The organism is Clostridium ljungdahlii DSM 13528, assembly GCF_000143685.1.
In the GTDB taxonomy this organism is placed as follows: Bacteria; Bacillota; Clostridia; order Clostridiales; family Clostridiaceae; genus Clostridium_B; species Clostridium_B ljungdahlii.
In genome coordinates this window covers 3,558,678-3,575,427 of sequence record NC_014328.1, presented here as the reverse complement: position 1 = coordinate 3,575,427, position 16,750 = coordinate 3,558,678, and the positions used below count along the sequence as shown (strand labels likewise).

The 16,750-nt window shown below is 29.3% G+C and carries 10 protein-coding genes; all 10 read left to right on the top strand.

The annotated features are described in order from the left end of the window. Positions 1–8: 8 nt before the first annotated feature. Positions 9–3,551, top strand: coding sequence for a BREX-1 system adenine-specific DNA-methyltransferase PglX (gene pglX / locus CLJU_RS16110; protein ID WP_013239899.1), 3,543 nt, complete (start codon positions 9–11; stop codon positions 3,549–3,551). 64 nt (positions 3,552–3,615) lie between these two features. Beyond that, positions 3,616–6,177, top strand: coding sequence for a BREX-1 system phosphatase PglZ type A (gene pglZ / locus CLJU_RS16105; protein ID WP_013239898.1), 2,562 nt, complete (start codon positions 3,616–3,618; stop codon positions 6,175–6,177). A 22-nt stretch (positions 6,178–6,199) separates the two neighbouring features. Then, complete coding sequence (locus CLJU_RS16100; RefSeq protein ID WP_013239897.1) at positions 6,200–6,700, top strand: hypothetical protein; 501 nt, start codon at positions 6,200–6,202, stop codon at positions 6,698–6,700. Positions 6,701–6,719: 19 nt separating this feature from the next. After that, positions 6,720–8,750, top strand: coding sequence for a protease Lon-related BREX system protein BrxL (gene brxL / locus CLJU_RS16095; protein ID WP_013239896.1), 2,031 nt, complete (start codon positions 6,720–6,722; stop codon positions 8,748–8,750). A gap of 176 nt (positions 8,751–8,926) precedes the next feature. After that, positions 8,927–9,172 carry a type II toxin-antitoxin system Phd/YefM family antitoxin gene (locus CLJU_RS16090; protein WP_013239895.1) on the top strand — a complete coding sequence of 82 codons (246 nt, stop codon included), beginning with the start codon at positions 8,927–8,929 and terminating at the stop codon, positions 9,170–9,172. Then, a complete protein-coding gene (locus tag CLJU_RS16085) occupies positions 9,169–9,546 on the top strand; it encodes a type II toxin-antitoxin system death-on-curing family toxin (protein ID WP_013239894.1) in 378 nt (125 codons plus the stop codon). Before CLJU_RS16090 ends, CLJU_RS16085 begins: the two co-directional genes overlap by 4 nt. 1,243 nt (positions 9,547–10,789) lie before the next feature. After that, complete coding sequence (locus tag CLJU_RS16080) at positions 10,790–12,028, top strand: transposase (protein ID WP_013239893.1); 1,239 nt, start codon at positions 10,790–10,792, stop codon at positions 12,026–12,028. 114 nt (positions 12,029–12,142) lie between these two features. Then, entirely contained in the window at positions 12,143–13,684 is a 1,542-nt protein-coding gene (locus tag CLJU_RS16075; RefSeq protein WP_013239892.1) for a potassium channel family protein, read from the top strand. 100 nt (positions 13,685–13,784) lie between these two features. Next, positions 13,785–14,759, top strand: coding sequence for a hypothetical protein (locus tag CLJU_RS16070; protein WP_013239891.1), 975 nt, complete (start codon positions 13,785–13,787; stop codon positions 14,757–14,759). A gap of 634 nt (positions 14,760–15,393) precedes the next feature. Next, entirely contained in the window at positions 15,394–15,786 is a 393-nt protein-coding gene (locus CLJU_RS16065) for a hypothetical protein (protein WP_013239890.1), read from the top strand. Positions 15,787–16,750 lie beyond the last annotated feature (964 nt).

The following is a 16,750-nucleotide window of genomic DNA, read 5'->3' as shown; positions in this document are numbered from 1 at the left end:
AGATACTTATGGATAAATCCGCAATTAAAAATTTTGCAGTTAATGCAAGGGTTAAATTAAAGGAGCAAATAGAACAAAAGGCATATACTTTTGGCATAACAAAGAATGAAATAAAAAGTGTAGAAACTTTTGAAGATGCATTTGAGGTGAATGGTAATAGGTATGACAAAAGATTACTTAAACATAGGGAAAGTTTAGTTAAAAAGATAAATGAAAAAGGGTTTGATCAAGTTATTGAAGAAGTCGCATATACCTGGTTTAATAGATTAATTGCCATTAGATTTATGGAAGTAAATGAATATTTACCTAGCGGGATAAGGGTTTTATCATCTACTGATAGTAATAAAGCAGAACCTGATATCATTCGTGAAGCAGCAAACTTAGATTTTGAAAATTTAAATGTAGATTTAATTTATAAATTTCAGGATGAAAACAATACAGAAGAATTATTTAAGTATTTACTTATAAAACAATGTAATGAACTTGGGAAAATAATGCATGTAGTTTTTGAAGAAATAGAAGATTATACGGAATTACTATTACCAGATAATTTACTTCAAGAAGGATCAATAATAAGAGATTTAGTAACATCTATCACAGAAGAAGATTTTAAAGAACAAGTAGAAATTATAGGATGGTTATATCAATACTATATTTCACAAAAGAAAGATGAAGTTTTTGCAGATTTAAAGAAAAATAAAAAGATTACAAAGGAAAATATACCAGCAGCCACACAATTGTTTACGCCTGATTGGATAGTAAAGTACATGGTGGAAAATTCGTTGGGAAGGCTTTGGCTAGAAAGTCATCCAGATGATGAATTAAAGGCTAAGTGGAAGTACTATTTAGAAGAAGCAAAGCAAGAACCAGAAGTTATGAAACAGTTACAGGTTATAAGGGATAAAAATAAAGATTTAAAACCTGAAGATATAAAATTCCTAGATCCATGTATGGGATCAGGCCATATTCTTGTTTATGCATTTGACGTATTATATGACATTTATAAATCAGCAGGATATTCAGAAAGAGAAATTCCTAAACTCATATTGGAGAAGAATATTTATGGTTTAGATATAGATGACAGGGCAGCGCAATTATCATATTTTGCTGTTATGATGAAGGCTAGAAGTTATAGTAGAAGAATATTTAGAAAAAAAATAGACTTAAATGTGTGCTCTATTCAAGAGAGTAATGGATTTTCTAAAGAAGCCATAGATTTTTTTGCAAGTGGTAATGAACTGTTAAAAGAAGATGTAGAGTATTTAATAAATGTATTTGATGACGCAAAAGAATATGGTTCTATATTAGAAGTTAAAGGGATTGATTTTGATGTAATTGAGAGAAGAGTTGAAGAGATAAGAAATAGCGGTACCAATGATTTATTTGAATTGCAGTATAAGAATATTATTTTGGAGAGGATACCTGATTTGATAAAACAGGGCAAAATATTAAGTCAAAAGTATGATGTTGTTTGTACTAATCCACCTTACATGGGCAAGAAAAGTATAAATGATAGATTGAGTGATTATTTAAATAAAAATTATCCAGATACAAAAAGTGATTTAGGTACAGTCTTTATGGAATTATGTATTAATCTTGCAGACAGACTAGGATATATATCAATGATAAATATACCATCTTGGATGTTTTTGACATCGTATGAGAAGTTGCGCAAGAAGATTATTAATAATCATACTATTATTAATATGTTACATAATGGTAGAGGTGTTTTTGGATCAGACTTTGGAACAACTGCATTTGTAATTAGAAATAATTTCATAGATAAGTATGTTTCTTATTATAAAAAGTTATTTCAGAAACAAGGGGAAGTTGATAGTATAACTGAAAAAGAAAAAATTTTTTTTAGTAATAAAGGTATTTACATTAATAATCAGCAAGATTTTAAAGTTGTAGATGGAAATCCTATAGCATACTGGCTAAGTAAAGATATGAAGGAAGCATTTAAAAGAGGAATAAAACTAGCCAATATTGCAGAAGTGAAGCAAGGATTGGCGACTTCAGATAATGATAGGTTTGTAAGAATGTGGATGGAAGTAAATTATAATAAAATTGGATTTAATATAAAAGATAGAAAAGAAAATAATTACAAAAGTAGTAAATGGTTTCCGTATAATAAAGGTGGACAGTTTAGAAAGTGGTATGGGAATAACATATATATTGTAAACTGGGAGAATGATGGATATGAAATTAAAAACTTTAAAAAATCAGTGGTTAGAAATGAGAATTATTATTTTAGAGAAGGCATAACTTGGACGTTAATTAGTAGCAGTCTTTTTGGTGTGAGGATAAGTCCTAATGGATATGTATTTGATGTGAATGGTATGACACTATTTATAGATAAAAGCAAAATATACTATGTGTTATCTTTTATGACTAGTAAAGTATGTTTTGAAGTGCTAAGAATTATTAATTCAACAATGGCATTTCAGGTAGGCGATATTAGTAGATTACCCATAATATTGAATGAATCATATGTTTCAATAGTTAATGTTTTATGTGAAGAAAACATTAATATATCTAAGAATGATTGGAATATGTTTGAAACATCATGGAATTTTCAATTACATCCAATCATTTCACATAGAAATGTTTCAAAGACACTAAAAGATGCATTCTACAATTGGAGTGTTTTTTCTAATGAACAATTTAATATAATAAAGTCAAATGAAGAAGAATTAAATAGAATTTTTATTGACATTTATGGACTTCAAGATGAATTAACTCCAGATGTAGAGGAGAAGAATGTAACTATTAGAAAGGCAGATAAGATTCGTGATATTAAATCCTTCATTTCATACTCGGTAGGTTGTATGTTTGGCAGGTACTCTTTAGATGAAGAAGGTTTAATCTATGCTGGTGGAGAGTTTAGTCAAGACAGATATAAAACATTTAAAGTAGATATAGATAATGTAATTCCAATTACTGATGATGAATACTTTGAAGATGATATAGTGAGTCGTTTTATAGAATTTGTTAAGATTACTTTTAGTGAGGAAACTTTAGAAGAAAACTTGGATTATATTGCTGATACTTTAGGTAAAAAAGGAAATGAAACGTCAAGGCAGACAATAAGAAGATATTTCTTAAAAGACTTTTATAAGGATCATCTTAAAACTTATCAAAAGAGACCAATTTATTGGCTTTTTGATTCAGGTAAAAATGATGGATTCAAAGCTTTAATTTACATGCATAGATATGATGTTGGCACTGTAGCAAGAGTTAGAACAGATTATTTGCATTTACTTCAAAGAAAGTATGAGGCTGAGGTAAATAGATTAGATATGATTATGGAAAACGCCAATGTTTCAACAAGGGAAAAGAATGAAGCAAGAAAGAAAAAGGAAAAGATACAAAAACAAATACTTGAATGCATTCAATATGATCAAGTTATTGCCCACGTAGCAAATCAGAAGATAAGTATAGATCTTGATGATGGTGTTAAAGTAAATTATGCTAAATTTCAGGGGGTAGAAGTACCACAAGGGGAAGGTAAGAAGCCGTTAAAGGCTAATTTATTGGCAAAAATATAGATTACTAGTTAATAGTTCAGCAGACATGGTCTGCTGAACTTGTTTAAAGGGAAGTTGATGAAATATGAATTTAAAAGAGATAAAAAATGTATTAACAGAAACGTTTAATAAGGAACTTGACTGCGGAAAAAAGAGGCATATAGTTTTCTGGTATGATGAGGAAGGCGAATTTGCTGAAGATATAGATGAATTAAGCCCTGATAATGTAAGGGTTTTAAAGCTTACTGAAAATAATAGTTATGCAATAAAATATGAAATTGAAAAAGTTGATAAGATATCACATTTTCTTATTTATGCTAATATGCAGAAACCATCACCAAGGGAAAATTATCTCTTAGATATTTTAAAATATAGTACTGAGTTTTCTACAGATAAAACTACTGCTATCATGAGAGAACTTGGGGTAAATGATGATAGCTTAAAGGGTGTTTTTAAGAGGTATCTAAAGTTCTTTAATAATAAAGAAAGATATGCAAGCTTTATGAAATATGAAATAGAAAATTATACAGAAGAAAAAATTGATATAGCAGTGCTTTCTGTATTGTGTAAATTAGATGTTTGTGACATTGAATCGGTGATAAAAGCATTGTTTGCAGAAGAATTAAAAGATAACAATAAATATTTAGAGGCTATAGAAAAGTTTGGTGATGTAAAAGCATTTTGGAGATTAGCTGAGAAATATTATGGATTTAATTTAGAGGACAAAAATTTAGAAAAATTAATATTATTTTTTATGGTTACAAATTTGAGCTATACACTAGATGAAGCTATACCAAGAACTTGGGGAAAATATGTATCTTCTAAAAAATCAGACTGTATAGTATTCATGAGCCACTTTATGAGTCATTCTGTAGATTCAAAAATATATGATGCACTTTCAAATAAATTTGAAGATAAATTAAATATACAGCTGTATATAAAAGAATGGGATATTGATAATTACATAAAATGTGATGTATTTAAGGCTTTTGATAAGGCAATTATAAGTAAACTAGTGGAACAACTGTTAGATGATATTGGTGAATATGATAAATATACTGAAATAATATCAGCGAGAAGAACAACGCACTTTTTCAATGATTTTGAACAGGAATATGAAGCTATAAATGCTGCTGTGGAATTGTTTAAAGTTAAAAAGAACATAGGTGAATTTATAAGACAATATAAAGTCCAAGAGTTTTTTGAAAAGTATACAAATGAGAATTATGTAATAGATAAGGCATATAGAAGATTTTATGCAGCCTTTGACAAATTGGAAGATAAGGAAGCATTGGTTGAATTAAGAGAGAAAGTAGAAAATACTTATGTAAATTGGTTTGTAGATGAATTATCAGTTAAATGGTCTAATGCAATTAGTGACGAATTACAAGATAATTGGAATATACCACTTATTACTGAGCAAAAGGATTTCTACAATACTTTTATAAGACAGCACGTGATTAAAGGTGAAAGAGTATTTGTAATTATATCAGATGCATTGAGATATGAGGCTGCAAAAGAGTTTAGTGATATATTAAATATTGAAAGAAAAGGCTTTACGGAAATATATGCTATGCAGGGGGTAATACCTTCTTATACCAAATTGGGTATGGCAAGTTTACTCCCTAACGATAAGATTGAAATAGATGATAAAGCAGAAATAATAGTAGACGGCATTAATTCTGCTGGAACAGATAATAGAGAAAAAGTTTTACTAAAATACTCTGAGAACAGTGTTGCTATTCAATATAAAGATTTAATAGAAATGTCAAGAAGTGAATTTAGAAAAACTTTTAATGGAAAGAAATTAATATATATATACCATAATTCTATAGACGCAGTAGGGGATCATGCAGCAACAGAAAGAGAAGTATTTAATGCTGTGGATGAAACTTTTAAGGAGTTAAAAACTTTAATAAATGACTTGATTAATAATGTTAGTGCTTCAAATATATATATTACTTCAGATCACGGATTTATATATAAGCGAGGCTTAATAACTGAAAGTGATAAGACATCTAAAAATGCAGAAGATGCAGCAGTTGAAAAGCGGAGATTTATAATCAGTGATAAAAAACAAAACATGGAAGGGACAATTTGTTTCTCTATGGATTATATACTAGGAAAAGACAGCGGTAAGTATGTTACTGTTCCTAGAGGATCAAATAGATTTAAGGTTCAAGGAGAAGGAGCAAACTTTGTTCATGGAGGAGCAACATTACAGGAAATTGTAGTTCCAGTTATAAAGTTTAAAAATGATCGAAGTAAGAATGGAAAATCAGATACAAGAAAAGTAGAAGTTAAACTTACCAATATCTCAAGAAAAATTACTAGTGTTATAACTTACTTAGAGTTTTTCCAAACTGAGAAGGTAGAGGATAAAAAGATACCAGTAAGATTAAAAATTTATTTTACTGATGAAGAAGGAAATAGAATTAGTAATGAAAATATAATTATTGCTGATAGTAAATCTACTAAACCTGAGGACAGAAGTTATAAAGAGAAGTTTATATTGAAAAGCATGACATATGATAAGAAAAAGAAATATTACTTAATAATGGAAGATGAGGAAGAAGCGGTAGAGAATATATATGAGAAGATACCATTTATTATTGATATTGCGATATCTAATGATTTTGAATTTTAAGATTTGAATAGGGGGAAGAGGTATGGAACATATTTTAATAACTTATAGTGCAGAGTGTGCAGAGGAAGGGCATGTGGATCCTAATTTTACTCAGCTTGTTTATGGCAATAGTAGAAAAAATGGAGATATAATTAAAGAACATATTATTCCAGGATCTTATATATTCTTTAATGCTAATATTGAACAAAAAAGATTTATTACAGCTTATTTTGAGGTAGAAAAGATACTTATTAAAGGACAACACGATAGTGAAATTAATGCTCTCAAATGCGATGCAAAAGTAGATGAAGTTGTGGTAATTGGTGATAGAAATCATTCAAAGATATTAACAGCACCGTTATTACTTGATAGAGCATTAATGGGTAAACTAACAACATATGGTGCAGATGATGCTTACTTCAATAGAAAACTTGCGGCAGGATGTTCTGAGTTAGAGGCAATCAAGGATAAGACTTTAAATCCAAGAGTAATTACTGAACAAGAAAAGGAATTATTAATCAACCTATGTATGAATAGAGGTTAGGCAAGTGGAGTGATAAGGGATGGATGAATTAAGTAAAAAACTTAATACCTACTTTCAAGGTAGAGTTGTTAGAAAAGATTTAACTAAAAAAATAAAAGAAGGAGCAAATGTCCCAGTTTATGTATTAGAATATTTGCTTGGAATGTACTGTGCTACATATGATGAAGATAGCATAAATGATGGTGTAGAGAGAGTTAAAAAAATACTTGCAGATAACTTTGTAAGGCCAGATGAAGCAGAAAAAATAAAGTCAAAAATAAAAGAGCTAGGTAGATATACTGTAATTGATAAAGTAAGCGTAAAGCTAAACGAAAAGAAGGATGTTTACGAAGCAGAATTTTCTAACCTTGGTTTAAAAGGTGTAGTAATATCATCACATTATGTTAGAGAATTTGAAAAACTATTATCAGGTGGAATTTGGAATATAGTTAAAATATCTTACTTTTATGATGAAACTGCTAGAGATGTAAGCCCATTCAATATTGATAGTCTAACGCCGATTCAAATGCCTAATTTGGATATTGATGAAATAATGGAAGGCAGAAAGAATTTTACTAAAGAAGAGTGGATAGACATTTTAATAAGAAGTATAGGTATGGAGCCTACACAATTAGACTATAGTGTAAAATGGCACATGCTAGAGCGAATAGTTCCACTTGTTGAAAATAATTATAATTTATGTGAACTTGGGCCGCGAGGAACAGGTAAATCTCATATTTACAAGGAAATATCTCCAAATTCAATATTGATTTCTGGAGGACAAACTACAGTTGCCAATCTTTTTTATAACATGGCTTCAAGAAAAATTGGACTTGTTGGAATGTGGGATGCTGTTGCTTTTGATGAAGTTGCAGGAATTACATTTAAAGATAATGATGGAATACAGATAATGAAAGATTATATGGCTTCAGGATCTTTTGCTAGAGGAAGAGAGGAAAAGAATGCATCTGCTTCAATGATTTTTGTAGGTAATATAAATCAAAGTGTAGAAGTGCTTTTAAAAACATCTCATCTATTTGAACCATTTCCAGAGGCTATGGCAAATGATTCTGCTTTCTTTGATAGAATGCATTATTATTTACCAGGCTGGGAAGTTCCCAAGATGCGTCCGGAATTTTTAACGGATGAGTATGGATATATAACTGATTATTTATCAGAATGGTGTAGAGAAATGAGAAAGCATTCATTTACTGATGCTTTTGATAAGTATTTTAAATTAGGAAATAATCTAAATCAAAGAGATGTAATAGCAGTAAGAAAAACAGTTTCTGGCTTGACTAAACTTATATATCCAAATGGAGAATATAATAAGGACGATATTGCTGAAATATTAAGATATGCTCTTGTAGGTAGACGCCGAGTAAAGGAACAGTTAAAAAAGATTGGTGGAATGGAGTTTTATGATGTTAATTTTTCTTATATAGATAATGAAACAATGGAAGAGGAATTTGTATCTGTTCCGGAACAGGGGGGCGGCAAGATTATTCCAGAAGGTATAGGTAAGGCAGGACATCTATATACAATTGGAAGAGGAAGATCTGGAATGATTGGAGCATATAAGATAGAAACGAAAGTTGTAAATGGTTCAGGAAAGTTTGAAAAAACTGGACTTGGCTCAGATAGAGAGGCAAAGGAAGCCATTGAAACAGCTTTTAGATTTTTTAAAGCAAATTCTAAGAATATTAGTGGCACAATAAGTACTGGAACAAAAGATTATTTGATGCATGTTCAGGATATTCATGGAGTTGGTCTTACAAGTGAACTGGCTTTAACAGCATTTATTGCCCTGTGTTCTGCTGCAATGAATAGACCGGCACAAAGTCAGATAGTTGTTTTAGGATCTATGAGTATAGGTGGAACTATAAGTAAGGTGGAAGAACTAGCAAATGTGCTGCAGGTATGCTTTGATTCTGGTGCAAAGAAAATATTGATTCCGATGTCATCAGCAGTGGATATTGGAATTGTGCCGCCAGAGTTATTTGCTAAATTTCAAATATCATTTTATCAGACTCCAGAGGATGCAGTGTTTAAGGCATTAGGAGTGGAATAATTTAAAACTTGACTGTTAAAGATGCAGTCAGGTTTATTTTATACCCATTGGTATTAAATATAAATGTTTTAAACTTTGAAAATAGCATAATATATTTATTAAAATAGGATAAATTAATCCTATTTTGTGATATAATAATAAATATAAAATAAATATATGAGGTAGGAGGAATATTAATGTTAGTAAATACCCAAAAAATAATTTCAATGTCAGAAGCTAATCAAAATTTTTCTAAAGTAGCTAAACTTGTTGATGAAAGTAAATCTGTAGTAATAATGAAAAATAATAAACCTAAATATGTTCTTTTAGATTTTGATGAATTTAGCAAAGAAGCATCTTCAGAAGAAGAAAATTTAGATAAAATTGCTGATAAAATTTTAAAAGAAAATATGTATGCATTTAAGGAGTTAGCAGATAGATGAAGTATATTTCAGTTGAATATATATTAAAATTGCATGAAAAAATGATAAATACTACAGGAGGATCACATGGGATTAGGGATATAAATCTTTTAAAATCTGCAATAGAAAACTCAAAGGCAACATTTGATGGCCAAGATTTATATCCTGAAATTCAAGATAAATGTGCTAATATATGTTTTAACATAATAAATAATCATCCTTTTGTAGATTGCAATAAAAGAACAGGATTATATGTAATGTTAATACTTCTTGAATATAACAAAATAAAAATAAAATTTACTCAAGGAGAACTCATTGATATGGGATTAGATATAGCAAAAGGAGAACTTAAACAAGAAGGCATTGTACTATGGATAAAATCCCATGTGGTGTAATGGTAAGTTTTATGAAGCTATGGCCAAGCTTTAAATCTTCCCACACTCAGAATTAAAGCATGTCCACAGCAATTAATTTTAATGGGATGCTCCACCCCAAAACCCAGGAAGTAATTCTTCGAAGTTCTATAATAGGCTTCTTTCAGTCGCATGGAAGCTTTGGACTAGCTATTATTTTTCACTATGTTCAAAAAAATAGCTAGCCCAAAGGCAAACATAATATTCTATTCAGTAAACCTCATCATAAAAAAATAGATTCCGCTCTTGTAATAACATATGTAATATCAATTTTATAAATCATAAGTATGATGGGTAAAAATAAGTTTCAATTTATTAAAATGACTTAAATTAGATATAATCCATAACTACATATAGTCATTAATTATAAAAGTAAAATAAATTAAACTGTAACATAAGTATAATTGGTATAGTATATAGTTCATATCCTATATATTCGAGCACTTTAACTGCCACCAAAAAAAGAACAGGTTCCTATCTAGTTCTTTGTTTGGGTACCCGGCAGAGTGCAGGGGACAGACGTGCTCCCTGCAGAAACCTTTCATGTACAAGCATTAAAAAGACATGTCCATATAAGGTTTCGCAGCAAGACAGGTCCACCCCTTTCTGGTATTCCTCTGGGGTCTTTCGCTTGTGCTACTTCGCTAAACAAAGGGAGATTTAACGAAAGTACAAGCTTGTAGCAGAGCCTTGGGTAAATTCTTTAGGTCACAAGCTTGATACAGTCGTCAAATCTATTGTTTAGCGAAATAAACAAGCGTTCAGGGGAGTATTCAGAGGTCTTTATATGCATTAAGCTTTAAATAGCTCTTTTTAGATATTCATGAATAACTTGTAGTATACAGGCGAAAGGATGGACATGCTTCTAACACCCGGCATAGATATGGTTATAGTAGATATTGCTTATATGGCCGGCGTTACAAGGCAAGTCCACCCTATATAAATCGTATTTTGTATCTATATATGATAATGATTATTTTGTAAGTATAGGGAATAATATGGATTTACGTGATATAATTAGGACATGCCATCTTGTTATATAGATGTGTAGTAGGTATAGTGGATTATGTCTATAACAGTACTTACGCAGGATGATTTAATCATAGGAAAATCAATGGTTTAAACATTAAACTATTATATAAAAGGTTGTTGCTATGGGAATTACCATAAATTAATCATATAGTTGAAGATCCTATTTGTAGTATATTTTAGACAGGGATGTATTTTGGAAAATAACAATAATTTCTTTAATAATATTTCTGTTAACAAATATGAAATTCATGATTTAATTATGGATTTAGTATACAAATTTAATTTTGATAAATCTTTATTTCCACAAAATAGCACTATTATATTTGTAACTTTTTGTATGGGAATAATTCTTTTCAATAATCCTGCTGCTACACATATTGCACAAAAACTTGTATGGGTATCTCATGATTCATTAACGATATTATTACCGTTAGTTTCTATAAATAATAACAATATCATTATTTTATTTATCCAGTGTATACAGTCACAAACGGCTAAACTGGGTTATTTAATCATTGACGATGTTATTATCAGGAAACCTTTCGGTAAAAATATTTTTCCAACTACTTCCGTTTATGATCATACAAATAATAGATATGTATGGGGAATGCATATAGTTGTTTTGTTGTGGTCAAATGGATGGTTTAAAGTACCTGTTTGCTTTCGAATATGGATTCCAAAGCAAAAATGCGAAGATTATCACACCAAGCTTGAATTGGCAATAAATATGATAACCTTCGCTCACAAATTTGGATTACAGGTCGAATATGTCACATTCGATACCTGGTATTCCTCAAAAGCATTATTAACTTTACTAAAAAAATGTAACTACCACTACGTGTGTATGCTTAAAAATAACCGTAAGGTAACTTACAAAAATAGCTTTAACCTTAATGTAAAAACTGTAAGTATGCTTTTCAATAAAAGGCAGTACAGATTTTATACAGCTGCAGGTTTTTATATCAAAGCTATAATAGTTGATTTATATGGTATTGGAACCGTTAGGTTAGCACTTGTCAAAAACGGCTATGGTGCTGCTGTTAAAAATACCAGATTTATCATAACTGATATGCTTGATGCGCCTGCACAGGATATTGTAAAGAAATACTTATGCCGTTGGGACATAGAAGTATTTTTTAGAGACATTAAGCAATTTCTAAATTTTGAAAAAGTTCAAGTAAGAAGTCTTAAAAAGTTAGAGGGATACTTTTCTTTAGTATTTATATCCTTCATTTTTGTGAAGATACTACAATTAAAAAATAATCTTAACACAATTGGTGAAACTATCTCCTTATTACAAGAATTTGTTCAAGTAAAAGTTAATAATGTTCTTTATATTATTAATTTAGCATCAAAAGATTGTAAAAGTAAACAGGTAAATGATGTTACAAATCCCATAGCAACAACCATTTGGGATAAGTTAAGTGCTTAAAGCTATTGATTTTTCAATGTTCTTTTTGTGTTGCGTAAGTACTGTCTATAATTAGAAGTTTTAGAATTTGTTAAAGAAGAAGATTGAATGCCAATATATGGATGGAGGGTGCTGATGATTACAATACCATTTAAAGATCCTAGCAGTTTGTGGCAAATGGATGATTTCACATTTAATCAATGGAGAAGAGAAAATGATTTACCAATTTTATTTCAGTATTTTTCTGATAATCTTCCATATTTTGATGAGTGGGTAGAAGTTAATAATTTTAATAACCAATTATTATTAGAAGTTGTACCAACTGGTAGTTTATTTAAAGGGGATTCTGAAAAAAATTTTGTAAGATATGTAAGATATAATGATGAGAACCATAGGTACTGTAGAATAATTGATGATAAAATGTTGAATATATTAAAAAATAATAGTAATAATGTTATACAAGAAGAACGAAAAATTATTCCTTACATATTATGGGGACAAAGAAAGCTTAAAAAGAGGAATTTTATTGATTTTCAATTACCCAACGAAGGTAAAACAGATACTTTTATATTTAATTGTAAAAGAACAGAGACATTATCTAATGGTGTAAATATTACAAGAGCAGTTCTTTATAACAAATTTCAAGTTTTGAAATTAGGTGGAGTAAGATTATCTCCTTTATTAGTTATCAGAAATAGAAATTTAGATTTTACTGATATGGACGGTATTAAATTAATTGATAATTTTGTTGCTGAAGGACCTAATATATCATATTCTAGTTGTAGTGATATGATTTTTATAAATTCTAAAGTTTATTTTTTGTATTTTTTTCAATGTGTTATGGATAATTTCTACTGTAATAATAGTTCTATACAAGATATACATTATCATAAATGCCAGTTCCATACACAAGATAGATATGGCTTTATGATTGAGAATTCTAATGTTTACAATTTAGAATTGGATAAGTGTGATATTTACAAAATTGGAATTAATAATTGTGAAATAAATGGTTTTAAGTATACAATAAGCACTAAATGTGATGTTTTTTTTGAATATGATAATTTACGAAGAATAAGAACAGCTTTTCAAAGCAATGGAAATAGGAGTGAAGCTTCTAAATACTACATTTTAGAAAGAAAATATGAAGCAAAGACGTTACTTTTTTCTCATATTCCTTGGGAGAAAAAATATCCTAGGCTATCAAATCGTTACCCAATTACAAGTTTAATAGTTCAGTTTTGGAATAAGGAAATTGAACTAAAAGGTTTACTTAAATATTTTTTTGAAAGAATTTTATACTATATAGAGCTATTCTTCTTTCCTAAATACGTTTTTTCTGTTGAGATATTTAAGAGAAAAATAAAATATATATCATCTTTTTTAGAAAATATTTTTTGGGGATATGGCGAAAAACCTAGTCGTACATTGCTAATATCATTTTTAGCTATATTATTCTATTCGTGTATTTACTTCTCTAATAAATGTAGCTTAAATACAGTTAAAAATTATAGTGATTCACTGTATTTTTCTGTTATTACATTTTCCACGTTAGGTTATGGCGATATTTTACCACAGACTAGTAGGTTAAGACTAATTTGTGGATCAGAAGCTTTATTAGGGATAATGTGTACGGGAATGTTTGTTGCTGGATTTGCAAATAAATCAAAGTATTAGTTAGTATGTGTACAATAATATAAAATTAATTTTTCATTATCCATATTACCCAGTCCAATATAGGTAAATATATCTTTGTTTACAAGAGAAAGGAGTACATATGAAAAGTAAATTAAGAGCTGAAATAGAAGTTAGAGATAATTATAGAATACCTGCTTGGGAAAACGTTGGACAGCCCAATTGGTTAGTTGAAGATCTAAATAATATGAATATTGAAATACCTTTTACAGATCAAACAGATTTAATTCCTTTTAAGATAAAAAGTACATTAGGGCATATTACAGTTGAAGGCGAAGTATTTTTAGGAGAAATTAAACATTCCGATGAAGATTTACAATCTTATAGATCTGAAAAAGATATTGCAGGGCAGAAAAAACAAATACTACTACAGGAGTTTGAGGTTAGGATTAATGATTTATTTTTAGCTTTACAGATATCTCAGCCAGCAAGAATTGATTTCTTAAAAATAATGTTGTTTTTAGATGATATAGAGTCAAAACCTCTTTATTATGAAAAACTATTATCGCCCTCTCTTGCCTATATATCATTAGACTACGGTAATTTTAATAGGGATATTATTGATATGATTGACTTTTTCAAAGTATGGAAATGGCTTTTAGAACAAAATGATTTTTGGAATGAGGTACCAGAAAGTACTATTGGGATATTCTTAAATTATTTTAGATATTTTCATTATGATTCTAGTCCATTATCTTTAATGTGGATTGCTATGGCATTAGAATCAATTTTAGTTTCAAACGATAGGTTCTCACAGTCACAAATAAAAGGAAAACTTAAATTACTTTTAAAAGAATGTTATGATGAATCAAAAATTAATAAATTTGTAGATGGTTTTTATCAGTTGAGGTCTAAAATTGCACATGGAAAACAAAAATTATTCAGGCCAACTCTTATACATGATGCATTAGATTCTGTTGAGAAACTAGATAAACTTTTTTGGAAAAATGGTGTCTTTGGCTACTCTGCTGTAATATATTGCATTCAATTAATGATAAAGACAAATCGAAGAAAACTAGAATTCCAAGAAGATATAATATACACTTTATTGGATTAATTTTAATTTTTAAGACTTTCAAATTTAAGATGTTTGTGAACGTAAGCATTGACTTTATATAACAAAATGTTGCTGTTTATTTTGGATGGCAAATCATTTTAAGAGAATTTTGAAACCATCACTAAGGTATATTTTAAAACCTAACGTAACAACTATCTAAGGTCTTTGAATGCCAGCAACACGGAACGCTAAGATTCAATTTTCTTAAATTATAAGATAACTCATATATAAGTAATGGCACTAAGAAAGCTTAATATAACTTCTTATTATTTATATTATATCTATAAGGTATTATTGAAGTTTGGGGAAAGTATAGATAATATGTATTGATAAATCATTGCTTAATAGAATATATGATCAGAAATTTGGAGGAACTACTATGAATCAATATATTATAGCTTTAATAGGAACTATTACTGCCATTATAACTGTATCATAATTTAGTTATCAATCATATAAAGGGTGATAAAGAACGCGATTATTCAAAGCAACATGATAGATTGTTATCTCGTTGTTTTAAAGAAATGAGGGCTGATTTATATGGTGATAAGAATAAAATCAATAAAAATTATCCGGCTAATAATTTACAGTTTATAGAACTACTATTAATTAACTATGTAGGGAGGAGATTATTGTGTGTTTAAATTTAGTAAAAAATAAAAATGAAATTTTAACTAATGGTACGTTATTGGATACTTATATAAGCAAGGGAAGTGAACAAGAAAAAGAGTTTGCTTTAGCATTAATAAAAAAAGGTACATGTTTTATTGCTATAAAGAAAGGTAGTTCTTACAAATTTTATCCAAGCAGGTTTATTGGATATGCAGATAACAATATGGATGCACATTTAAATAATAAGAATAAGGATGGAAGAGAAACAAATCCAGCTATTTCAGATATTTTAGATTGTAAGCCAGCTTTTAATTTAGAATTGGAGAAAGAATATGAGAGATATTGTAAACAATTGGGTTTTAGTGCAAATGAAAAAGGTTCATTTGGAGTAGAAAGGAAGTATTGGCTACTATAGAAATCAAATTAATCGTATATATAAGTTATTTCAACTTCCCATTATTCATATAATTAGTAATTAAAGTTAACATTTTGAATTGTTATATACCCAAGCCGTCCTTATGCCTGCCCTGCAAAGGGCATGTATAAGGTGGACTAGCCCTGGGCTTGTCAAAGGCGCCAACCGTGCGTGAAAAATCCAATTTAATTAAATACTTTATGCGTAGCAGGATGACCCCAGAGGAATACATCGGCAGTACAGTTAAAATAGGAACTTCTTACGATTTATTAAGGAAGCACTTTATCCGCAGGAAGCCTTCCTTTTATTTTTGTCTAGAGACTTAACTGTTATAAGGCTGACGAGGACTAAAAAAGTGCTGGTGCTCAAAGAAAATATACAGCGATTTATTATTTAAAAGTATATAGGTGAGAAGAAGATATATATTATATATAAAGTAGTATTTATATATAATAATTTATATAAATTTTTATCAGTGACAATAATAAAAGAGTAGAATAATATAGATTACCTGTGTAGTTTAAAAACTAATATAATGATATATAAATAAAACATATCAATGCAGTAAAATAGCAGAAATAATAATATGTTCATATTTGAATTACGCTGCTTAGCCCATAGATATAGGCTAATTTTATTTTGTAAAAAGTATAAAAGTTAGTTTTATAAAGTTGCAGAAAACATATTTATTTGAATCATTATGTGAGGGAATTTACATAATTTTTGCCTTTGGACAAGCTTTTGCTTTGAACGCTGCAGGGGAGAGACTGCAATTTAGAGAGTATATATTTTGATGATTATTGAGGTATAAAATAAGTGAAAAAGAAAGTGCTTGTCCAAAGCTTCCATGCGAGGGAATCCGAGTCTAGTATAAGACCGAGGAGCATTACTTCCTGGGTTTGGGGAGGAGCATCCCATTAAAATCAAAGCCACTGGCCAAGCTTTTTGTCTGAGTGCGGGAAGA

Coding starts and splice junctions, on each gene's coding strand:
- pglX (WP_013239899.1), top strand. CDS start 9: ATGGATAAATCCGCAATTAAAAATTTTGCAGTTAATGCAAGGGTTAAA.
- pglZ (WP_013239898.1), top strand. CDS start 3,616: ATGAATTTAAAAGAGATAAAAAATGTATTAACAGAAACGTTTAATAAG.
- CLJU_RS16100 (WP_013239897.1), top strand. CDS start 6,200: ATGGAACATATTTTAATAACTTATAGTGCAGAGTGTGCAGAGGAAGGG.
- brxL (WP_013239896.1), top strand. CDS start 6,720: ATGGATGAATTAAGTAAAAAACTTAATACCTACTTTCAAGGTAGAGTT.
- CLJU_RS16090 (WP_013239895.1), top strand. CDS start 8,927: ATGTTAGTAAATACCCAAAAAATAATTTCAATGTCAGAAGCTAATCAA.
- CLJU_RS16085 (WP_013239894.1), top strand. CDS start 9,169: ATGAAGTATATTTCAGTTGAATATATATTAAAATTGCATGAAAAAATG.
- CLJU_RS16075 (WP_013239892.1), top strand. CDS start 12,143: ATGATTACAATACCATTTAAAGATCCTAGCAGTTTGTGGCAAATGGAT.
- CLJU_RS16070 (WP_013239891.1), top strand. CDS start 13,785: ATGAAAAGTAAATTAAGAGCTGAAATAGAAGTTAGAGATAATTATAGA.